23 protein-coding genes are annotated in these 20,841 nt (G+C 64.6%); 8 read left to right on the forward strand and 15 right to left on the reverse strand.

From position 1 onward, the window contains the following. On the forward strand, nt 1–498 hold a 498-nt coding region (locus tag AC1DKQ_RS19700), incomplete at its 5' end, for a MarR family winged helix-turn-helix transcriptional regulator (RefSeq protein WP_476919914.1). Between the two features lie 116 nt (nt 499–614). On the opposite strand, the gene AC1DKQ_RS19705 is transcribed toward AC1DKQ_RS19700, so the two are convergent. Then, nucleotides 615–1,874, reverse strand: coding sequence for a phophatidylserine decarboxylase associated domain-containing protein (locus tag AC1DKQ_RS19705; protein WP_476919915.1), 1,260 nt, complete (start codon nt 1,872–1,874; stop codon nt 615–617). 339 nt (nt 1,875–2,213) lie between these two features. On the opposite strand from AC1DKQ_RS19705, the gene AC1DKQ_RS19710 reads away from it, so the two are divergent. After that, nucleotides 2,214–2,381, forward strand: a complete 168-nt coding sequence (locus AC1DKQ_RS19710) for an Lsr2 family DNA-binding protein (protein WP_476919916.1) — start codon at nt 2,214–2,216, stop codon at nt 2,379–2,381. Nucleotides 2,382–2,656: 275 nt separating this feature from the next. Here AC1DKQ_RS19710 and AC1DKQ_RS19715 read toward each other — a convergent pair whose 3' ends face one another. The 6 genes from AC1DKQ_RS19715 to AC1DKQ_RS19740 form a co-directional block, all read right to left on the reverse strand. Next, nucleotides 2,657–3,424 (reverse strand): SCO1664 family protein, encoded by a 768-nt coding sequence (locus AC1DKQ_RS19715; protein ID WP_476919917.1) that lies wholly within the window; start codon nt 3,422–3,424, stop codon nt 2,657–2,659. Further along, complete coding sequence (locus AC1DKQ_RS19720) at nt 3,424–3,978, reverse strand: DUF3090 domain-containing protein (RefSeq protein ID WP_476919918.1); 555 nt, start codon at nt 3,976–3,978, stop codon at nt 3,424–3,426. The genes AC1DKQ_RS19715 and AC1DKQ_RS19720 overlap by 1 nt, the downstream gene beginning before the upstream one ends. 24 nt (nt 3,979–4,002) lie before the next feature. Further along, a complete protein-coding gene (locus tag AC1DKQ_RS19725) occupies nt 4,003–4,695 on the reverse strand; it encodes a histidine phosphatase family protein (RefSeq protein WP_476885557.1) in 693 nt (230 codons plus the stop codon). Between the two features lie 363 nt (nt 4,696–5,058). Next, nucleotides 5,059–6,174, reverse strand: a complete 1,116-nt coding sequence (locus tag AC1DKQ_RS19730) for an ABC transporter substrate-binding protein (RefSeq protein ID WP_476885556.1) — start codon at nt 6,172–6,174, stop codon at nt 5,059–5,061. 59 nt (nt 6,175–6,233) lie between these two features. Continuing rightward, nucleotides 6,234–7,109, reverse strand: a complete 876-nt coding sequence (locus tag AC1DKQ_RS19735; protein ID WP_476919919.1) for an ABC transporter permease — start codon at nt 7,107–7,109, stop codon at nt 6,234–6,236. Then, nucleotides 7,106–7,954 carry an ABC transporter ATP-binding protein gene (locus tag AC1DKQ_RS19740; protein ID WP_476885554.1) on the reverse strand — a complete coding sequence of 283 codons (849 nt, stop codon included), beginning with the start codon at nt 7,952–7,954 and terminating at the stop codon, nt 7,106–7,108. Before AC1DKQ_RS19740 ends, AC1DKQ_RS19735 begins: the two co-directional genes overlap by 4 nt. A gap of 257 nt (nt 7,955–8,211) precedes the next feature. Between AC1DKQ_RS19740 and AC1DKQ_RS19745 the strand changes: the two genes are divergently transcribed. The 4 genes from AC1DKQ_RS19745 (at nt 8,212) to AC1DKQ_RS19760 (ending at nt 11,766) form a co-directional block, all read left to right on the forward strand. Next, nucleotides 8,212–9,825, forward strand: coding sequence for an ATP-binding protein (locus tag AC1DKQ_RS19745; protein WP_476885553.1), 1,614 nt, complete (start codon nt 8,212–8,214; stop codon nt 9,823–9,825). Further along, nucleotides 9,822–10,505 (forward strand): response regulator, encoded by a 684-nt coding sequence (locus AC1DKQ_RS19750; RefSeq protein ID WP_476919920.1) that lies wholly within the window; start codon nt 9,822–9,824, stop codon nt 10,503–10,505. Before AC1DKQ_RS19745 ends, AC1DKQ_RS19750 begins: the two co-directional genes overlap by 4 nt. A 197-nt stretch (nt 10,506–10,702) precedes the next feature. Next, entirely contained in the window at nt 10,703–10,882 is a 180-nt protein-coding gene (locus tag AC1DKQ_RS19755) for a YciI family protein (RefSeq protein WP_476919921.1), read from the forward strand. A gap of 341 nt (nt 10,883–11,223) precedes the next feature. Continuing rightward, entirely contained in the window at nt 11,224–11,766 is a 543-nt protein-coding gene (locus AC1DKQ_RS19760) for a DUF2127 domain-containing protein (protein ID WP_476919922.1), read from the forward strand. A gap of 448 nt (nt 11,767–12,214) precedes the next feature. Here the strand turns inward: AC1DKQ_RS19760 and AC1DKQ_RS19765 are convergent, their stop codons facing one another. Beyond that, on the reverse strand, nt 12,215–12,643 hold the full coding sequence (locus AC1DKQ_RS19765) for an Hsp20/alpha crystallin family protein (protein WP_476919923.1): 429 nt from the start codon (nt 12,641–12,643) through the stop codon (nt 12,215–12,217). 180 nt (nt 12,644–12,823) lie between these two features. On the opposite strand from AC1DKQ_RS19765, the gene AC1DKQ_RS19770 reads away from it, so the two are divergent. Then, nucleotides 12,824–13,165, forward strand: coding sequence for a MerR family transcriptional regulator (locus AC1DKQ_RS19770; RefSeq protein WP_476919924.1), 342 nt, complete (start codon nt 12,824–12,826; stop codon nt 13,163–13,165). A 720-nt stretch (nt 13,166–13,885) separates the two neighbouring features. Here the strand turns inward: AC1DKQ_RS19770 and AC1DKQ_RS19775 are convergent. The 7 genes from AC1DKQ_RS19775 to AC1DKQ_RS19805 all read right to left on the reverse strand — a co-directional run bounded on the left by AC1DKQ_RS19775 (nt 13,886) and on the right by AC1DKQ_RS19805 (nt 19,625). Continuing rightward, nucleotides 13,886–14,116 (reverse strand): hypothetical protein, encoded by a 231-nt coding sequence (locus tag AC1DKQ_RS19775; protein ID WP_476919925.1) that lies wholly within the window; start codon nt 14,114–14,116, stop codon nt 13,886–13,888. Nucleotides 14,117–14,409: 293 nt separating this feature from the next. Further along, a complete protein-coding gene (locus tag AC1DKQ_RS19780) occupies nt 14,410–14,841 on the reverse strand; it encodes a hypothetical protein (protein ID WP_476919926.1) in 432 nt (143 codons plus the stop codon). 2 nt (nt 14,842–14,843) lie between these two features. Further along, the gene (locus tag AC1DKQ_RS19785) at nt 14,844–15,101 is read right to left on the reverse strand and encodes a hypothetical protein (RefSeq protein WP_476919927.1); all 258 of its coding nucleotides are present in this window, start codon (nt 15,099–15,101) and stop codon (nt 14,844–14,846) included. A 394-nt stretch (nt 15,102–15,495) separates the two neighbouring features. Beyond that, nucleotides 15,496–16,455, reverse strand: a complete 960-nt coding sequence (locus AC1DKQ_RS19790) for a carbohydrate kinase family protein (RefSeq protein WP_476919928.1) — start codon at nt 16,453–16,455, stop codon at nt 15,496–15,498. A gap of 100 nt (nt 16,456–16,555) precedes the next feature. Then, nucleotides 16,556–17,350, reverse strand: coding sequence for an ATP-binding cassette domain-containing protein (locus AC1DKQ_RS19795; protein ID WP_476885543.1), 795 nt, complete (start codon nt 17,348–17,350; stop codon nt 16,556–16,558). After that, nucleotides 17,347–18,393 carry an ABC transporter permease gene (locus AC1DKQ_RS19800; protein WP_476919929.1) on the reverse strand — a complete coding sequence of 349 codons (1,047 nt, stop codon included), beginning with the start codon at nt 18,391–18,393 and terminating at the stop codon, nt 17,347–17,349. The genes AC1DKQ_RS19795 and AC1DKQ_RS19800 overlap by 4 nt, the downstream gene beginning before the upstream one ends. 113 nt (nt 18,394–18,506) lie before the next feature. Continuing rightward, nucleotides 18,507–19,625, reverse strand: coding sequence for a substrate-binding domain-containing protein (locus tag AC1DKQ_RS19805; RefSeq protein WP_476885541.1), 1,119 nt, complete (start codon nt 19,623–19,625; stop codon nt 18,507–18,509). A gap of 165 nt (nt 19,626–19,790) precedes the next feature. On the opposite strand from AC1DKQ_RS19805, the gene AC1DKQ_RS19810 reads away from it, so the two are divergent. Then, on the forward strand, nt 19,791–20,789 hold the full coding sequence (locus AC1DKQ_RS19810; protein ID WP_476919946.1) for a LacI family DNA-binding transcriptional regulator: 999 nt from the start codon (nt 19,791–19,793) through the stop codon (nt 20,787–20,789). Nucleotides 20,790–20,841: the final 52 nt, after the last annotated feature.

Here is a 20,841-nt window from a genome sequence, read left to right on the forward strand (position 1 = left end):
GCGGCTCCGGCGCACATGCGGCGCGGCGATCCAGCGCACGCCCGCGACACGACGCAAAGGAGCTCAAGTATGGCCGCCGCCGACGGAGGGGAGCCGCTTCCGTGGCCCACCTACCGGATCCTCGGCGTCACAGCGCGACTTGAGGAACTGAGGATCAACCGGCGACTGGCGCACCTGCACCTGACTCAGGGCTCGCTCGAGGCGCTGGAATCCCTCGCCGACCGCGAACCCGCCAAAATCTCCGACCTCGCGGCCCTTATGTCGGTCAGCAAACAAAGCCTCGGCAAAGTTCTCCGCCGACTCGAAAGCCTGGGCCTTCTGAGCAAAGAACGCGGCAGCGACGCCCGAAGCACCAGGATCAGGCTCACCCCGCACGGCCGCACAGTCCTGGCCACCGCGGAAAAACTGCTGGCCGCTATGGCCCAGCCCGGTGCCGGTGAAGAGGCGGCCCTACGGCGTAGTCTCCAACAGCACCTCAACGACCTCAGGAAGAACTAGGCAACCCCAAGCTTTCCCGGGCCGCGTCAGCTATGTCAGCGACGGGGCGGGGGGAAAGCTGGCCAGTCAGGGGTGTGTCGACCTTTCCGACAGACCCGGAAGCCGCACCGTGGTCCTCAGGACTTGGCGGTCGCAAGCTTTGACCGGACCCGCACGAGAGGTGCCTTCGGATCTTGGGGCTGGGGGATAGCGGTCAGGGCGAACTGGTCGATAACACCGGGCCGGAAGATGAGGCATTCCGTCGAGCCACCGAACTGGAAGTATCCCAGCTCGTCGCCCTTATTTACATGGTGGCCCGGGACGATCTCCGGATCGATGACGCAGGACGAGACTTCAATCATGCCCACGGGGATCACCGCCATGAGACCGATCACGGGGTCGTCGGCCTGGATCAGGATGATCGCCCGGGCTGCGACATGGGCCAGATATGACTGCGAGAGGGTCGGCTCGACGGCGTCGGCGCCCTCGGAGTCCGCCTCGGAGAAGTACGTGCCGTCCTTGAGGTACGCCCGCACGATCGTTCCGGCGACGGGAGCGTGCCAGCGGTGATAGTTCAGCGCGCTCAGGAACGCCTGGTACACCGTTCCGCCGACAAAGTGCTCCACGGCCTCGTCGCGGGCGAGCAGGTCATCGAGTGAGTAGGGCTGGTTCTTGACCCAGAACCGGCTCTGGCGTTGCACATCGGAGCTGATCTTGTAGGGGGTCGACTCGCAGGCACTGACGATGACCTTGTCATCTTCTGGTGCGGCGACGGGTCTGGAAGTCGCTGTGAGCCGGCGGGAGAAGAAATCGTTCCACGACGTGAAGCCCCAGTGCTCGGCGAGGGCATCGTGTTGGTAATCGTCCATCCCGACGGCCTGCCGCGCCTTCTCCGACATCCACCCGGACGGCGAGGTGTTCAAGACATACAGGGAGTCCGCGCTGGTCAGGAACACGCACCAGGCGTCCAGAATCTTGCGGAACATGGCGACGATCCGCGGGTCGCGGTGGGCCGCGAATCCGGCCTCGGTTCCCATGGTCCAATCGAGGATCGCCGTCAACGGCGTGGTGACCATGCCGCCTTCGCTGAATTCCGGGGCCATCGTCAGGACCTCGTTGATCAGCCGGAGCATCTGGTCAACGCTGGTGAGGTGCCGTTTGCGGTAGGGCTTCGACTTCGGAACCTGCTCGATCATCTCCGTCATGTAGAGGCGGACAACCGGATCGCTGGCAATCAATTCCTGGAACTCCACGATCACCGGATGCAGGGGAACATCTTCAACCCGCGCCTCCACCCGTTCCCGGTGGCCGGCGATCCAGTCCTCGAGGTCGTCCTGTTGCTCGGGCAGCCAGCCGCCTGGTCGTCGGACACGGTCGGATGAAGCGTTAATGGTCATAGTGCCGAGCCTACCCCTCTCCTTCTGACCGGAACCAGGGACATATGCTCTGCCTCACGGGGCCGGAGGCCGACTTCAAACCCAGCCTGAGAACGCCGCCCCGGCCGAGGGGCTCCCGGCACAYAGGRAAGCCCCTCGGGGGAGGGGCTTTCGCGGATGAAACAGTGGGTTGGTGTGTTGGTCAGCGGTGATGTGCGCCCCCTTTCCCGGACGTGGTGTCCGTTTGCCTGCATTCGATACCGCAAGACTTTAATAAATGATCCGCGGATCGTCCAGCCGCGGTGTGGCGTGTCGTGCCGCGCCCGGGTCCACCTTCCGTTGACTGCGAGGTGGGGCACAATGAATCCATGTGCAGGCAGTCTCACGACAGCGAATTGTGCGGGATTAAGAGAACCTGCGGCGGCTCAGAAGATCCGTAAATGGGCCGCTGAGAACGGATACAGCCCCAGCCCTCGTGGCCGCATCATTCAGGCCATAAAGCAGGCCTTCGACGCCGCCCAAGGCTAGCCAGAGCTCAGCGGGATCGATGTCTTGACCCGATATGGGCGATGTCGTCGGCTCCACGCATGCGCTGTTACCGGTGTTTGGGCCGCGATTTCCCGGTGACAGTTGATGTCTCTCGCATCGCCCATACCTTCGGAACAGAGTGGTTGCCTGCCGGGGCCCGGCTCTTTGGAAAATCGCCAGCCGGGCTCGCGCTCAGGCATGATGAGCTCCGTCGCTACCTTAAGATCCATGCCATCAACCTGACACAGCCGGCAAAGCCCGTAGCCGTAATTCCCTTAGAACAGCGGCCAGGGCACCGCCGGCATCTCACCGCTCGGAGCCGGAAACCGCCCTGCCAAGCGCAACCGCTCGCAGCGCGCGGCAAGCGAGGCGATTTCTTCGGCGCTGAGGAAGTCCGCCAGGTTTCGGCCCAGCCCACCGTTCAGTCCTTCGCTGACACGATCGATGCCGTCGCGTTCCTCGGCGGTCAGAGCGTCTCCCAGCCATCCCCACAGCACCGTGCGCAGCTTGTGGTCACGGTGAAAGGTGAGGCCATGGTCCACGCCGTGCCGGTGTCCGTCCGTCATGGCAAGAATGTGGTTGCCTTTGCGGTCGGCGTTGTTGATGACCAAGTCGAACACCGCCATACGTCTGAGCGCTGGCGAGTCTTCGTGAACGAGGGCGACTATCCGCCCGTTCTCATCTCGTCCCTCGAGAACGTGTTTCCAGCCCGTCTTCGGGACGTGGTCCGTGGCGACCAGGTTCACGGCGTTTTGGGCGGGGTCTGGTTCCTGCCAGAGCTGCACCATTCCTTCGCCCAACGGACCATCGCGCAGCCAGGTGTGCGGCACGATGTCCCAGCCGAAGACCTGCGAGACCAGGTAGGCGGCCACCTCGCGGTGAGCCAGAGTGCCGTGGGGAAAATCCCACAGCGGACTTTCGCCTGCTATCGGCTTATAGACGACCACCACGTCGCCGATGCTGCCCAGAAATGTAGCGTTTGAAGCCGTCGTGATGCGGCCGGTGAGCGTCAGCTCGGCGGTCAACAGGTCCGGCGCCGGCATCAGGCCTCGGGAAGGGTGCAGATGTGCCCGTCGGCGTCTATGGGGTAACCGCAGAGCGGGCACGTCGGACGCCCGGCGCCCACGATCTCACGGGTGCGCTGGGCGAATGCGCGGGCGGTGCCGACCGGCATTCGCACCAGCAGCATTTCGGGCTCGCTAGCGCCGTCCCCATCAAGCGATTCGTCGTTGTCATCAACATCGACATCGGTGATGGGGTGGGCCTCTATAACGACCTGGGCCGTGGTTGGGTCCCACCCTAAGCTCATGGCGCCGGTGCGAAACTGCTCCTGAACGGCCTCGAGCTGGTCATTGTCGACAAGCTCAATGGGAGTACCCGTGGGAACGCTGAAGGGGTTGCCCTCGACGGTGATGAGCTGGTCGAGAATTTCGTCGATCTTCTCCGCAAGCAGCGCCGACTGCTGCTTCTCCAGGGCAACACTCACGATCTGCGTCCCTGCGCGCACCTGCAGGTAGAACGTGCGCGCCCCCGGAAGGCCAATGGTGCCAACGACGATCCGATCAGGCCAGGCAAACTCGTGAACACGTGTAGGCATGTCAGTATTCTAGGCACATGAGGTTCATGGCGCCTTTTGCCCTGCACCGCCGCCCACCGGCGCCTCGCCAGAGTGGATGCCGTTCGAAAGCCACGACAGATCACCCGCGTCGGTGTTGGTCGCGTAGACGCTCGGCCGACTAGCGCCGTAGCGCACGATCGATACGGAGGCGGGGCCCACGTTAATACGCTGGAACAGGTCAAGGTGCATGCCGAGCGCGTCGGCGAGGATGGACTTGATGATGTCACCGTGACTCACCGCCACCCATACGGCCCCTGGCCCGTACTCGGCTTCGAAGGCTGCATCGTGGCGTCGAATCGCGGCCACCGACCGAGCCTGCATCCCGGCCATGGATTCACCGCCGGGAAAGACGACGGCGGACGGTTGCGACTGCACAACCGGCCACAAATCCTCGGTCGCGAGATCACTGAGCGTGCGGCCCTGCCACTGGCCGTAATCGCACTCGGTGAGATCGAGATCGACCGGCGCGTACGGCGTGCCAGCCTGGCGATCGAGGATGAGCTGGGCGGTCTGCTGACAACGTTCAAGAGGGCTCGACACCACCCCGACCAAGGGCACGGCAGCGAGCCGGTCTCCGGTCAGAGCCGCCTGGTCCCGCCCGATCTGGTCCAGGCTGACGCCGACGGCCCGACCGGCCAGCAGTCCAGTGGCATTGGCTGTGGTGCGGCCGTGCCGCACGAGAATAACTGTCGCCATCCACCCAGCCTAACCACCCGCGCGATGGCGGTGTGAACCGTACCGGGTCGCGCGTCGAACAGGCAGATAAAGCACCGGCGGAACCCTTCAAGCACGCCGACGCGCTCAAAGCCGCCAGACGGGCTCGGCACGCATTGACCAACTCATGGCCGACGCAGCAAAACCGGAAGAACCGGCACAGCCAGAACCCTCGGCCGAAGTCGCCCCCCGCATGGAGGACGTCCTGTACCCGCTCCGCGTCGGCCCCAGCGGTTCCCGCCCGCTCAGAGCGGAACGCCCCCTCGCACGATGGCGGGCCCGCACCTTCGCGCTGAAGGTGGGGCCCGTCGTCGATCCTTACTGCATAGTCGTCAGCCGGCGGCGTTATCCGTCGGAGCCGGCCAGCGTCGTGGTGGGCGTGTAGCCCTCGAGCTTGAGCGCGGCCTCCGCGTACTTGCTGGTGAACGTGCCGCCGAAGGTGACCTTGGATGTGTCCACGCCGTTCTCCTGCTCCATTGCAAAGATCGTCTTGGGGCCGCCGGCGGGCATGAGTCCGTCGGGCAGGAACTGCCCCTTGTCGGTGTCCAGCGCCTTGACGTACATCTCCTTGGAGATGGTGCTGTTCTGGACGAAAGAGGTGGGCAGCTTGTCCGCGATATCGGCCGCCGAGTGGGTGCTGATCCAGTGCATGGTGTCAACGAGGGCGTTCACAACCTTCTGGGCCTCATCCTCGTGAGACTTGACCCAGTCGGACTGGGCAAGGACGCTGGCCGCCGGCCAGGAGCCGCCGAGCGCGGCCTTGGTGCCGTCCGAGGTCGCGAGGTCGATCGCGGAGACGGCCAGGTTTTTGCTCTCGAGCGCGCCGACGGTGGGCTGAGTTGTCATGACGCAGTCAGCGGACCCGCGCTGGATTGCAGCGATGGCAGTGGAGCCAGCGCCCACGGCGATGGTGTGGTAGTCCTTCTTCGTGACTCCGGCCTTGGCAGCGATGAACTGGGTGAGCTCATCGGTTCCGGAGCCGAGGTCGGTCACACCGACGGTCTTGCCCCTGAGGTCCGCCGCCGAGTGGACGTTGGCTTTGGGGCTGCACATGATGCGCTCGCCCGGGGCGCTGGAGAGTTGCACGAGGTCGATGACATTCTTGCCCTTGGACTGGAAGTCGACGGTGTGGATGTACCACGCCCCGGCCATGTCCACCTGTCCGGACGCCATGGCTTCCTCTGCGCCGACGCCGCCGTGCTGCTCCGTGGAGAGCTCGACATTCACTCCGTACTTCTTGTAGTTGCCGAGGCTTTCCGCGAGCTGGTACGGAAGGTAGATCTGCTTGTCGATGCCGCCGACCATGAGCTTGACCGTGGGCATCGTCGAGGTGTCCGCAGACGCCGTGCTGCCGGAACCGCTTGCGGCGGTGGAGCTGGCCGAGGTGCTGCCGCCGCAGGCGGCCAGGCTGAGCGCAACGACTCCCAGGGCGGCGGTGGCGTAGATTCTGTGCTTCATCATTGGGGCACTTTCCTTATTCTCTTCGTGGATATTGCTTTGCTAGCGGGTGAAAAATTTCTTCAGATGGCCTGGGCTTCGGAACGGTTTGGCGGCCGCCACTTGAGGAGTGAGTGTTCCAGCAGGCCGATCAGGTATTCGGCCGCGAGCGTGATCACGGCAATGATCACCATGCACGCGAATACCGTGTTCGGATCGAAGGTGCCTTGGGCCTGGCTGATGATCAGGCCGATACCCTGCTGGGCACCGAGCACCTCCGCGACCAAGGCACCGATAATCGCGAACCCGAAGGCTGTATGGAGGCTTGCGATGATCCACGTCATCGCCGAGGGGATGGTCACGTGAACCGCGACTTGGACCGGGGATGCCCCGAGCACTCGGACGTTCGCGACGAGGTTCTGGTCCACCTCACGCACGCCCTGGAAGGCGTTGAAGAAGACGACGAAGAACACCAGCACCGCGGCGAGCAGGACCTTGGGGAACACGCCGAGGCCGAAGGCCACGATGAAAATCGAGCCGAGGACGATGCGGGGGATCGAGTTGACGATCCGGATATACGGGCCGACGACGGCTGAAAGGTACTTGTTCGAGCCCAGCAGGATCCCGAGCACCACGCCGACGAACGTGCCGAGCAAGAAACCGAGAACCGCTTCCTCCATGGTGACCCCGAGGTTCTCCCAGATTGTCCCGAACGCTGTTCCCTCCGTGAAGAGCATCACCAGGCTGTTCCAGATCTCGCTAGGCTGGCCGAAGAAGAACTTGTCCACCCAGCCTTCCTCGGTAAACCACTGCCACCCGCCCACCACAGCCACTGCGAGGGCGGCGCGGCCCACCCAGATGGCAGTCACGCGGCGCCGGTGCGACGCTTTTCCGGACTGCACGGCCGCTGCCTGCTGCTCCTGCGGGTTCACCTTTTCCCCTTGCACAAGAGTGGTCATGCTGCTGCACCTGCCGATCGGGCGTAGGCACGGGTGACCTCGTCTTTAAGCGATTCCCAGATCTTGCCCTGAAGCTCAAGAAAGCGTTCCTCGTGGCGGATTTCCTGGACGTTGCCGCGCGGCCGGGGCAGATCGATGTCGAAGACGTCCTTGACGGTGCCGGGGCTGCTGGTCATGATGACCACGCGGTCGGAGAGTGCTACGGCCTCGTCGAGGTCGTGCGTGATGAACAGGACCGAGGGCCGGAACTCCTCCCAGAGCTTCAGCAGTTCGTTCTGCATGATGGCCTTGGTCTGCACGTCGAGGGCACCGAACGGCTCGTCCATGAGCAGGATCCTCGGGTTGTTGATGAGCGCTGCGGCCATGGCAACGCGCTTGCGCATGCCGCCCGAGAGCTGATGCGGGTAGCGGTCCTCGAAACCCGCAAGCCCCACACGGCGCAGCCAGTCCCTGGCGAGCAGGATGGCCTCGCGTTTCGGGGTTCCGAGCAGGATCGGTCCCATCATCACGTTGCTGAGCACGCTCTTCCAGGGGAAGAGCGCATCCGCCTGGAACATGTAACTCACCCCGTCCGTGACACCCTCGACGGTGTTGCCGCCGACGCGCACGGAGCCCTCGCTGGGACGTTCCAGCCCGGAAACCTGGGCCAGGGTGGTCGACTTGCCGCAGCCCGTGGGGCCGACGATCGAGCAGAACTGCCCGGGCTCCACGGAAAGCGCAACGTCCCGGATCGCCGTAAAGGTTTCCCCCTTTGGCGTGAGGTAGCGCTTGGTCAGCCCCGTGATCTCAATGCCGGCATCGTCGCCGGCATCCCCTCGTGGGCGAATTCGATGGTTTACACCCATGGCGTAAAGCCTCTCTGTTGAGTCGACGCCGGCCGCCTCATTTGCGGCGACGCCATTGTCCGGTGGATCCTTTAGTCATGCCTCGCAAACTTCGTGCCGTGTGACATGAGTCATGATCAGTGCACCCACCCTAGAAACGACTGCCGTAGTACGGCCACGCTTGCGTGCCTTGTGAGGGTTATTAGCCTTCATTCATCTTTTGAACCTTTTGCTCGAAGTGCCGTCCGGGCCGCCCTGAACGCCGTCCGGGGCCAGCAGTGAGCAGCGCCCGGGCTTGGTGGGGTGCCCGGCCGCTCGCATCGCAGATTCTCGTGTGGACGCTGGTGCTGATCGTGGTCACAGTGGCCCTCGGCGGCCTGGTGACGAACCGCATCACCGGCCAGGTACTCGACGAGCAATTCCGCCTGCGTGCCCTGGGCGTCGCGGAATCGGTGGCACAGATGCCGGAGGTGGCCACGGGCGTGGCCCGCGGCGTTGCCGGCCACGAGATCCAGGCGGTGGCTGAACAGGTTCGCACCCGCGCCCAGACGGACTACGTGGTGGTCACCGACCGGTACGGGATTCGTTTCTCGCACCCCACCCCGTCGCTCATCGGGAAGCGCCTCGAGGAGCCTGTCGCGGTCCTCGACGGCCAGACCCACGTGGGTACCGACCGCGGCAGTCTCGGCGACTCGGCCAACGCCAAGGCACCGATCCTGGACGCATCGGGGGACGTCGTCGGACAGGTCTCGGTGGGCATCCTTGAGACCACCGTCAGCATGGAGCTCGAGCGGGACGCTGGCATCGTTGGAGGCTCCTCGGTGCTCATCCTCCTGATCGGCGGTGCAGGTTCGTTCCTGCTGGCACGGGCCATCAAGCGCGCCACGTTCGGTCTCGAGCCTGCGGAAATCGCCTCGCTCCTCCAGGAACGGGAGGCCCTCCTGCACGGCATCCGCGAGGGCATGGTGGGAATCGACGACGCCGGCCGGGTCACCGTGATTAACGGCGAGGCCCGGCGCCTCCTGGGCCTCGAAGATACTTTGCTCGACCGCCCGCTGGAGGAGCTCATCCCCGAGGGACGGCTCCGCGACGTCCTCACGGGTGAGGCGCCCGGCGCTGACCAGACGATCATCACTGACGATTCCCTTCTTGTGGCCAACCGCATGCCGGTAAGCGTTGGCGGCCGGAGCGTGGGCGCTGTCGTGACCCTTCGCGACCGCACCGAAGTGGAAGCGCTAGTGCGGGACCTGCGTGCACTGGAAGGGCTCATGGCTGCCCTGCGCGCGCAGGAGCACGAGTACGCCAACCGCATGCACACGGTGGGCGCCCTCCTCCATCTGGGCGATATCGGGCAGGCACGCACCTTCATCGCGGGCATCGCGGACACGTCGCGCTCCCTCGGCGAGGGACTGCGCGCACGGATCGAGCCGCCCGAGCTCGCGGCGCTCATCTATGCCAAGATCACGGTAGCGGCGGAGCAGGATGTGCGCGTGGCTGTGTCCGACGAATCGCTCCTCCGCGAACCGGGGCTCGGAACGCAGGACCTCCTGACAATCGTGGGGAACCTGCTGGACAACGCAATCGACGCCGTCTCCAGCCTCCCGGGGCCCCACGCAGTGACGCTTGCCTTGGATGATTCCTCGGGCGTTTTTGTGTCGGTGACGGACACCGGACCGGGCGTGCCCGCGGAGGCGGTAGACGACGTCGTACGCGACGGCTATACGACAAAAACAGAACGGGCGGGCCACGCCGGTGGCCCGGGCCTGCGGCGCGGCATTGGCCTGGCGCTCGTGGCGAGGATTGTGCGCCGCGCAGGTGGCACGATGGATGTGTTCGCCGGACCGGGCGGACGCTTCGAAGTGTGGATTCCGAAAATTGGGGTTGAAGAATGATCCGGGTGCTGGTTGTCGACGACGACTTCCGTGTGGCGCGGCTGCATGCCGCCCAGGTGGCTCATGTTCCGGGGTACGAGTGCGTCGGTGAGGCGCACACCGTCGCCGAGGCGCGTGCCGCGATCGCGCGGGAGCGCCCCGACCTCCTGCTCTTGGATGTCTACCTCCCGGACGAGGACGGCATCTCGCTCCTCCAGTCATTGCGCGAGGCAGGCGAGGACGTAGACGTCATCATTATCACCGCGGCGCGGGATGTAGGGACGGTGCGTGCGGCGATGCGCGGCGGAGCGGTGTACTACCTGGTGAAGCCGTTCGGGTTCGAGCAGCTCGCCGAGCAGTTGCAGGCGTATCAGAGGTGGCGCGCGGACGCGTTGTCACGGCGGATCACGGGGCAGACGGACATTGACGCGCTGTTTGCCTCACGGCGGGCTTCTGTGGCGCCCATCGCGGGTTCCAGCTCCGCGCGGCGCCTCCCGCCGACCATGCAAAAGGTTCTCGATGCCGTGGCCGCGGCCGGCCAGCCCCTGGGCGCGCAGGATGTCTCGGACCTCATCGGCATATCCCGGCCTACGGCGCAGCGATACCTGAGCGAGCTCGAACGCAAGGACCGCGTGACCCTGCACCTCGAGTACGGAACCACCGGCCGGCCAGTTAATACCTACCTGCCGGTCAATACGTAGGCGCCAGCCCTCCCTTGCTTCCCGCCGCTGCTCCTGCAGCCGTCAGGTTTTGAGACGGATAGGGTGCTCGTGCTTCGGAGCTCTGCTGAGGGCCGCAGCACGAGCACAAGGAAGCGGCTAGCCGTTGATGATTTGGGGTGTGCCGAAGGCTTTGCGGCGTTGGGCTCCGTCCTGTCGAGGACGCAACAACGGTAGTGGTGCGCGGGGGCGACGTGGTGGTTTCGGACGGGCCGTTCGCGGAGACGAAGGAATGGATCGCGGGCTATGACATCATCGCCTGTGCGGATCTTGATGAGGCTGTCGAGGTGGCGTCCAAGCACACCATGGCCAGGTTCGGCAAGATCGAGATCAGGCCTGTGCGGCCGCTCGGGGAGTAGTGATTCGCCCCGAGGACGGCGTTGGTCAAGGCGGGGGGACCTGGCGCCGGAACTGACGGACGTCCGGGCCGTCGTGGAGGCCGCGTCCGCCGGTGAGACGGCACGGATCACCGCAACCCTCATCCGCGTCACGGGCGACTGGGGCCTGGCCGAGGATTGTGTCCAGGATTTGCTTTCGCCAGGACATGTCCCGCGCCGTGGAAATCGCTGGCAAACTAGGAGAGGCCAAGCTTTGGCCGATCGAGATACGCCGGATCGACCCCTGACCTGCCTATCGGCCATGAATAGTTATGATCAGAGCTCCGCTGAGTACCGTGTTCGCGGGCGCTGGAGGAGTGAAAATGGCGGAGACAAGCACCGGCACGACCACGTTGGACCAAATATTCAAAATCAGCTTGGCTCTTAAGGGGCTGGACGGGGTGCTGGAACTGGTGGGAGGGGTTCTCCTGCTGCTGGTGTCGCCCGCCCAGATGGCCTCTGTGGTCCATTTTCTGACCCAGCATGAACTCTCCGAAGACCCGCACGACCTTGTTGCCACCACCCTGGTGCACTGGGCCGGGGCCATGACTGTGTCGGCGACGCTCTTCGGTGCGGTCTATCTGCTCTTGCACGGGTTGGTCAAGGTGGTCCTCGTCTGGGCGGTGCTGAGGGACAAATTGTGGGCCTACCCGTGGATGATCGCCTTTTTGCTGGCCTTCATTGCCTACCAGAGCTATCAGCTCCTGGTCGCCTTCACCTGGGGGATGGTCGTGTTGACCGCCTTCGACATCTTCATTGTCTGGCTCACCTGGCATGAATACCGGGTCCACCGTGCCCGCAATGCTGCTGACCAACCCAGCACTCGACCTGCCCCTAAACCGTCAGCAGCCGGGCCGCAGCCGTAGCGTCGTCCTCAGGACTTGGCGGTCGCAAGCTTCGAGCGAACCCGCACGAGAGGTGCGTTCGGATCAAGAACGCCTGGTCCACCGTTCCGCTGACAAAGTGATCCACCGACTCGTCCCGGGCGTGCACGGAGCATCTGGTCAACGCTGGTGAGATGCCCTTTGCGGTAGGGCTTCAACTTCGGAACCTGCTCGATCATCTCCGTCATGTAGAGCAGGACATCCGGATCTTTGGCAATCAGTTCCTGGAACTCCACGATCACCGGAGGCGGGGTGTGCGGGTGGTCCCCGGCTTGGAGACCGGGGACCACCGTGCGGGAGGCACTGTCGGGGGGCCGCTTTTCGCTGCGCAACTGGCGCGGTGGCGTGGCTGCTCTGCATCGCCCTTTACTAACTGGCGGCCGGTCGCAGTGCTCCCGGTCCGGCGGGCCTGACCTCCCCCCGGGGTGGATCAGGCGGCGTTGATTGCCTGTGGCTCGTTCTTCTCGGAGGTGATCTCGATGCGGCGCGGCTTGGCCTTCTCGGCCACGGGGATCCGCAGCGTCAGGACCCCGGCGTCGTAGCTGGCCTTCACCGCTTCGGTGTCCAGGGCGTCGCCGAGGATGAGCTGGCGGCTGAAGACACCGCGGGGACGTTCGGCGGCGATCAACTCGGTGTCTTCACCTTTCGGGTCCTTGCGCTCGGCCCTGACCGTGAGGACGTTGCGTTCGACGTCGATGTCCACCGAGTCCGCGGCGACTCCGGGCAGGTCGAAAGCGACGACGAATTCTTCGCCCTCCTGCCACGCGTCCATAGGCATGGCCGCGGGCCGGGCCGTGGTGCCGAGGACCTGCTGGGCGAGCCGGTCAAGCTCGCGGAACGGGTCGGTACGCATCAGCATGGTCTTCTCACTCCTTGCAGTCGATTTCTTCTCATTCCGTCCGGCCATTTATGTGTCGTGGCTGGTATAGATTTTTTATAGCACTGGTGCCAGACTGGTGCAAGACGTTTTTTTGGGTTTTATGAAGGGGCCGGGATGGAACGGAATCCGGGGAGAAGCGCGGCTGTTTATGCCATTTCCGTGGCAGCGGAGCTGGTCGGGACCGGGCAGCAGAACCTGCGGCTGTATGAGCGCCGGGGACTGCTGGAACCGGGCCGGACGGTCGGTGGAACCCGCCGGTACAGCGAGCAGGACCTGGAGATCCTGCGCAGGATCGGCGCCCTGCTCGATGACGGCCTGAACCTGGCCGGCATCCGCCTCGTCCTTGAACTTGAAGCGGCCAACAGGCGCCTCGAAGGAGAGCTCGCGGCGGCCAGGACAAGGGAGCAGCGGGCGAAGAGCACTTCGGCCAGTGCCGCCAGCCCGGGGACTGCGGGAACGAACGGCGGTGCAGGCCGCCGCGGACGAGGGGTCCGCGTCTAGGCCCGGACGATAGAGACTTTCCCGTGTTTCGGGCGGTTCCTGAGCGGGTACCGGGACACGGAATTCCAGGATGCCCTCACTGTAGGAAGCCCTAACCTCACATGAGGGGCGCGGTGACAGGGCTTTGAGGGCGGTGACTGCGGCCGGGTCAGGCGCAGCGGGGCGAGTGCGTCGTCAAAGCTGCGCTGAACCCGGCGGCCCGCTGGGCCAGAAGCAGACAGCCGCCCGGGACGTGGGCCGGGGTCGAGGGGCATCGAGGACTGCCTCCCCTCCGCGGAACAAAGGTCAATCACGAAGGGCGGCCCAGGGCCAGCATGAGCCGTGATCATGGCCGGCGTTCGCGGTTAGCGTTTCGGACCGGCGTTCATCGAAGCCGCTGACTGCGTAACGGCCCGACAAAGCGCCGATCGAACGAACTGACCGGCGCTGAGTTGCACGTATCGGGGGCCTTGGCTCGACCAGCCTTTCGCTTCACTCCTGACCAGCATGGGCGCCCCTGCTGCAAATAGCCAGCCGGGCCGCTATGGCAACGTGGATTCGATGCACGGGACGGAGCCGAACCGCCGATGTGCTGCCGCTGACCCCGCACGAACCGTTAGGATCCTTGCTTCAATGAGCCGACCCCAATCGGGAAAACGGAGCACGCCCGAGCAGGAGGGGTCCGAGTCCGGAGACAGTGTGCCCATCTTCGGATCCTCCGACGCTGGCGGAGCAGCAGCCCTACTGCTGTATCGGAGCCGCTACCTCGCACAGGCTGACGCGCGCCCCCGGAACGCCAATCAGGGTGGAGAGCGACCCGTCGTCTGCCTCCAGATCGAGGTGGATGAGGCGGTGCCGGCGGTGTTTGGCCACGACGGCGAAGCTGGTGTCGGCCAGCCGCAGGCTTTGTCCTTCGATGACTTCACGGAGTTTGTGCTTCGCGAAGATAGGGGAGATGGCCGGTTCGGTCATGGTGTTCATCCCTTTCATAAGTGTTGATTTCCGTTACGGTCGCTTCGTTCAGCCTCGTACCGCTGAGGCATGGTTTTGAGGTCTTCGAGGTCCCGGAGCAGAAGCATCCGACGGTGTTGTGCGCGCAGGCTCCGTGGAGGTGGGCTCCGGTCCCTCCTTTTCTGCGCGCACCCTGGAACACCGCCGCCGCCACTGCGGCTCGGCGCCTGATATCTCAAGAGCTTCCCCGTCCCGCCCCGCGCGGATCCTCGAAAGGGCCTGGTACGGGCCGGATGCCGGCTGCAGTGAGCCGGTCATTCAGGCAGTTCCATCTGGAAGCCGCAGACGCATCTGAGGACCCGCATGGAGAGGTATACCTCCAGGTTGTCCTCGGCCGGGCTTTCGGTGGACCGGGGTGCGGTCAGCCGGCACGGTTCGGAGCCGGCCTTTTTCATGGGCTGTCCGCAGTGCATGTAGTGGCCGCCGAGTATCAGCACGTCGCCTGTTTGTTCCATCCGGCCCAGGACCATGGACAGGCCAGCGACCCAGGCAGGATGTTCACTGAAGCGCAGGCACCGGCTACACGTGTGGATAACCATCACGATATCGGACGGTTGGTCGGGGAGGTGGGTAACGGATCTGATGGCGAGATGGCGGTCTGTGCCGCAGTTGCCGCACATCACCGGCAGCACGCCGGGCGGCCGCCCGGTGCCGTGGGGGAGGAAGCCGGGAACTCCGAGGGACATGATCAGCCGGCGTACGGGTAGCTGGCGAGGATGTAATCCGCTGCGGCGCGCCCTTTCATCCTCAACCGGCCCTTGTGGACATTGACCCGGCACAGGCGCATCCCTGCCCGGAAGGCCGCGGCGGGCCTGGGTGTTCTGCCCTGGAGCAGGCACCAGCTTGTGTACAGCCCATAAAGACAGTCCGGACCCAGGGGGCTGTCGGTGTCGGGGGCAGGGAAAGTTGCGTCGTGAAGGAACTGCTGGAAATGCGAGGTGGCCATGGTCAGGCTCTTTCCTCAGGGTGCATGTTGGGCCGCCATGTGGCTACAGCGGCGTCACTTCCAGGCCGTGCACAAGGCCGGAAGGCGGGTCCCACGGGAAGAAACCGGCACACAGGGTCCTGCCTTGAACCTACCCCGCGTGGCAGCGGTTGTATATAACCCTCCCGGCGGTCAGTTTGGAAGGGGCATTCGTCCCCTCCGCGTCCCGGGAAGGTAGTCCGTTGGCTCAGCAGACATCAATACAACCCTGAACGGGGAAGTAGTCAGCAGCATCACCAACACCGTCAGGGCCCAAGGCGCCTGACGGGGAGTGTGCGTTCAACCGTGGATCCACCATTAGAAGGACACTCCCGTGAATGGTCGTATGCGACAACCACTCATTTGATGATGTGCTTCAAGAGCCCGCGTATTGGGCCACGGGGAAGGCCCCGATTGCAGCGTTGAGTTCCTCCAGGGTCGGGGGGTTCGCTCCCGGGCGCTGCACGGTAATGGCAGCTGCTGCAGCCGCGGTGTGTCCGAGCTGTTCCAGGACGGCCGGGGCGAAGCCTTCGGTTCCTTGGGTGAGAAAGCCCAGGATTAGCGCGGACATGTAGGCGTCCCCGGCGCCGATGGTGTCGGCAACGTTGGACTTCACGGCCGGAATGCTGATGTTGGCGGCGGAGGTGGTGAATTGTGAGCCTTCGGCGCCCCTGGTGATGACGGTGAGTTCCGCGCCCAAACCGAGGATGTGGGCTGCGGTTTCGTCCAGGCTTTTTTGGGGGTAAAGCCACTGGGCGTCCTCGTCGCTGAGTTTGACGACGTCGGCTAAGGGCACGAGCTCCTCGAAGGTGGCTTTCGCTTCCCCGTGGCTGCCGAGCAGGGCCGGTCTGATATTCGGGTCATAAGTGATCATGCAGTGTCTGTGGGCCTGTTCGAGCAGCGATTTCACGGCGCCGGCACCGGGGCTAAGGAAAGTGGCGATGGATCCGGTGTGCAGTATTTTCGGGAAGTAGGCGGGGGCTGTCGGGGCAAGGTCCCAGGAGATGTCGAAGTCGTACCGGGCGGAGCCGTCCGGTGCAAGGGTTGCTGTCGCCGAGGCGGTCCGAGTGAGGGATTTCGATCCGGGCAGAAGTATGACTCCCGCGCTGCGGAGATGGTTTTCGATGGAGATTCCCCGTGTGTCCTGGGCAATGGCGGTGAGCAGACCTGTGGCTACGCCGAGGCGGCCAAGTCCGTAGGCGACGTTGGCCGGCGAGCCGCCTGGGTGCTCCACTTTGTCGTCTGACGTGGTGACCACGTCGATCAGCGCTTCGCCTACGACCATGACGTCGAGCGTCTGGTGAGCGTCGTGCCGGGCTGTTGTGAGGTAATCCATGGTCTGTCTCTCGTGGAAGCTTATGGCGGGGCCTATCCGAGCCATATCAGTCCGCGGACGGGTAACCCGGTCCGCGGACTGGCATGGCGGCAGCAGTTGCTTAGGCGGTGGCTGCACCGGTCATGATCGCAACCGCATCGGTCATGGTGTGTGATTGCGGGGTGATGGTGGCGGCACACTTGCCGAGGCGCTGGATGTGGATCCTGTCCGCGACGTCAAACACGTGGGGCATGTTGTGGCTGATCAGGATCACTGGCAGGCCGCGGTCCCGGAGGTCCCGGACCAGCTGCAGGACCTGGTTGGATTCACGGACGCCAAGTGCCGCCGTCGGTTCGTCCAGCACGACCACCTTGGAACCGAACGCCGCGGCGCGAGCCACCGCGACAGCCTGCCGCTGGCCGCCGGAGAGGTTCTCCACCGGCACGGTGACGTCCTGGAGGGTGGAGATGCCCAGCCGGGTCAGCTCCTGCTTGGCTTTCGTGCGCATGCCTTTGGTGTCAAGCATCCGGAACACGCTCCCGAGGAGTCCTGCACGCCGTTCTTCCCGGCCGAGGAAGAGGTTGGAGGCGACGTCCAGGGCCGGCGAGACGGCAAGGTTCTGGTACACCGTTTCGATGCCATGGACCCTCGCGTCCTGGGGCCGCTTGAAGTGGACCGGCTGCCCGGACACCATCAGTTCGCCCGTATCGGGAATCTCTGCACCGGTGAGGCACTTGATGAGGGTGGATTTGCCTGCACCGTTGTCGCCGATGATCGCCAGGACTTCGCCCGGATACAGGTCCAGGCTGACGCCGTCCAGGCCCACGACGCGGCCGAAGGTCTTGACGAGGTTCCTGGCCTGCAGGATGGGCTCACGGGTGGCGACGTGGGGGGTGGTAATTTCTGTCGTGGTCATGACTTGACCTTTCGGATCCACTGGTCGACGGAGACGGCGACGATGATCAGGACGCCTACGGCGAGGGTCTGGTAGAGCACGTCCAGCCCGGCGAGGGAGAGGCCGTTGCGGAAGACGCCGACGATCAGGGCACCGAGGAGGGTTCCCCAGACGGAGCCGCGGCCGCCGAAGAGGCTGGTTCCGCCGATGACGACGGCGGTGATGGAGTCCAGGTTCAGGTCCACGCCGGCGTTGGGGCTGGCTGCGTTGGTCCGGCCGATCTGGATCCAGGCGCCGACGGCCAGGACGGCGCCGGCAGCGAGGTAGACGCTCATGAGGACCTTGTTCACCGCGATGCCGGCCAGGCGGGCGGCTTCCTTGTCATCGCCCACGGCGTAGACGTGCCGGCCCCAGGCGGTTTTGCCGAGGATGAACGCGATGGCGATATAGAGCAGGAGCATCACGACGACGCCGGTGGAGATCCTGACCGGGCCCACCGGGAAGGTGGTTCCGGTCCAGGTCAGCAGGGCCGGCATGGCCGAGCCGCGCACTGTCGCTCCGTTGGAGTAGAGCAGGGTCAGGGCGACGAAGATATTCAGTGTGCCGAGGGTGACGATGAACGGCGGGAGCCGGAACCTGGTGACCAGGAACCCGTTCAGGGCTCCGGCGGCGAGTCCGACAACCAGGCCCGCGAGCAGCGCGAGAGGCGCGGGCACTCCGTTGTTGACGGCGAGCTGGGCCATGACCATGGACGAAAGGATCATGACTGCCCCGACGGAAAGGTCGATGCCCGCGGTGAGAATGATGAGGGTCTGGGCAATGGCAAGGGTGCCGACGACGGAGACCTGCTGGGTAATCAGGGAGAGGTTTTCAACCCGCAGGAACCTGTCATTGAGGAGGCCGAACACGACCACCGCGATGAGAAGTACGAGGGCGGGGCTGGCAGCGGGGTAGCGGTGGAGGAAATTGCGGATCCGGCTGAGCGGTGTCTGGCGGTCGAGGAATTCCTCCGCCAGATCGGCATGCCCGGCGCTGGGCGGGCCGGCGGTCTGTTGCTGGGTCACGATTGGTCCTGATCTTCCGTGATGGTTGCTAGAGCGGAGCTAGCTCGGTAGATGCGGGGCGGGGAGGCCGATAGCTGGCTCCGGCCTCCCGCCCCGTAGTGAAGCTGGGTGTGTTATTTTCCCCAGCAGATGTTGGAGGCCTCGGTGGTGGTGATGCTCTTGACGCCGTCGGCCGGCTTGTCGGTGACGAGCTCGACGCCGGTGTTGTAGAAGTCCAGCCCCGGGGAGTTGGCCGGCTTCTGGCCGGACTTGGCGAGGTCGACGATGGCCTTCACGCCCAGTTCGGCCATCTTGACTGGGTACTGCTGGGCCGTGGCGCCGATGACGCCGGCCTTGACATTGTTAACGCCCGTGCAGCCGCCGTCCACCGAAACCACCAGCACGTCCTTTTCCTTACCGGCGGCCTTCAGTGCCTCGAAAGCACCCGCTGCTGCAGGTTCGTTGATGGTGTAGACGACGTTGATGTTCGGGTTCTTGGCGAGGAGGGTTTCCATGGCGGTGCGTCCGCCGTCCTCGGCACCCTGGGAGGCCTGGCTGCCGACGATCTCGTAGTCGCCGCCCTTGCCGCCGGTGTACTTGCCGGTCTTGGCTTCGTCGCCGTTCTTCTTCTTGTCCGCGGTGTCGATACCAAGGCCGGTCAGGAAGCCCTGGTCCCGGTTGTAATCAACCGATACGACCTTGTCGTCAAAGAGATCGACGAGCGCAATGGTCGCCTTTTTTCCGTCCAGCTGGGCTGCGGTCCATTTGCCGATCAGCTCGCCGGCGGCGAAGTTGTCCGTGGCGAAGGTGATGTCGGCGGCGTCGGCGGGATCCGGCGGGGTGTCCAGGGCGATGACGAAGAGCCCGGCGTCCTTGGCCTTCTTCAGGGCGTCCACTACGGACGGGCCGTTGGGGGTGATCAGGATGCCCTTGTCGCCCTTGGAGATGGCGTTCTCGATGGCCTGGATCTGGGTGTCCTCGTCGCCGTCAGCCTTGCCGGCTGCGAGCTTCAGGTCCACGCCGCCGGCTTCGGCGGCCTTCTTTGCCCCGTCCTGCATGGAGACGAAGAACGGGTTGGTCGTGGTCTTAACGATCAGGGAGACGCCGACCTTTTCAGCGGACCCGCTTTGGGTTGATGAGGTGGAGGGGGAACTCCCGCCACAGGCAGAAAGACTAAGCGCTCCCAGGGTCAGTACTGCTCCGGCAGCGAACAGGCGGGTGGCCGTTGAACGGGGTGCTTTGGAACTCAACATTGAATCTCCTGGTGTTTGAGGCCCTCACTGGCCTCGACAACGATGTCATGTACGATGTAAGCAGCATCACACTAGAGAGTCAATAGATGCAACTTAGAAGGAGCGATTTTCTTGACAACGATGTCCGATCGTAGCCAGCCGGCCCTTTCCGCCAGCCGCCCGACGATGCGCCACGTGGCCGCACTCGCCGGCGTCGGGATTAAGACCGTCTCCCGGGTCATCAATGACGAACCTGGAGTGTCGAACGCCACCCGTGAGAAGGTACTCAGCGCTTCCCGGCAACTGAACTACCAGCTGGACATGGCGGCCGGCAGCCTGCGGCGCGCGGGCAGAAGGACGCTCTCCATTGGGCTCCTGCTGCCGAGTGTCTCCAACCCCTTCAGCGGTGAGATCAACCGGGCAATAGAAGATGCGCTGGGGGCCAGGGGGATCGCGGTTTTTGCCGCCAGCCTCGATGATGACCCCCGGCGGGAGCAGGCCATTGTTACGGCATTTCTTGGCCGGCGCGTCGACGGGCTCATCCTCACGCCGATCGCCCGAAGCCAGGCGTACGCGATCCCGGAGCACTCCCGTGATCTGCCCCTGGTCTTCATCGACCGTGAACCGGTAGGGATCGAAGCAGACGCCGTCGTGACCGACAACGCCGCAGGCGCCGCCAAAGCGGCCGCACACCTGATCAGCCGGGGCCACACCAAACTCGCCTACCTGGGGGACCGCACAGACATCCAGACCGCACGGGAACGCCGGCGGGGGTTCATGGAGGAAATCGGCCGGCAGGGCATTCCCACCTCGACGATTCCCGTCCGTGAAAACCTTCACGACGAGGAATCGGCGAGGCTGGCCGCGCTGGAGCTCCTCACTGCCGGGGAACCACCGACCGCGATCTTCTCCAGCCAGAACCTCATCACCTTCGGCGCCATGCGCGCTCTGAGAGAGCTCGGGCTAAGCAAACGCGTGGCCTTAGTAGGGTTCGATGACTTCACGCTTGCCGACATGATGGATCCCGGGGTGACAGTCATCGCCCAGCACCCCGAGCGGATCGGGAAGCTGGCAGCGGAGCGGCTGCTGGCCAGGATTGACGGCGACCAGCAGGCTCCGCAAACCTATGTTGTCCCGTCTGAGCTGATACAAAGGGGCTCCGGGGAACTCCGTCCTCCGGCCTGACGCCGGGGAACCTCCCGAACACTCCGCCGAAGACCTTGACCTGAAAGGGATC

The sequence above is a fragment of the Arthrobacter sp. 05L421 genome, from assembly GCF_056397785.1.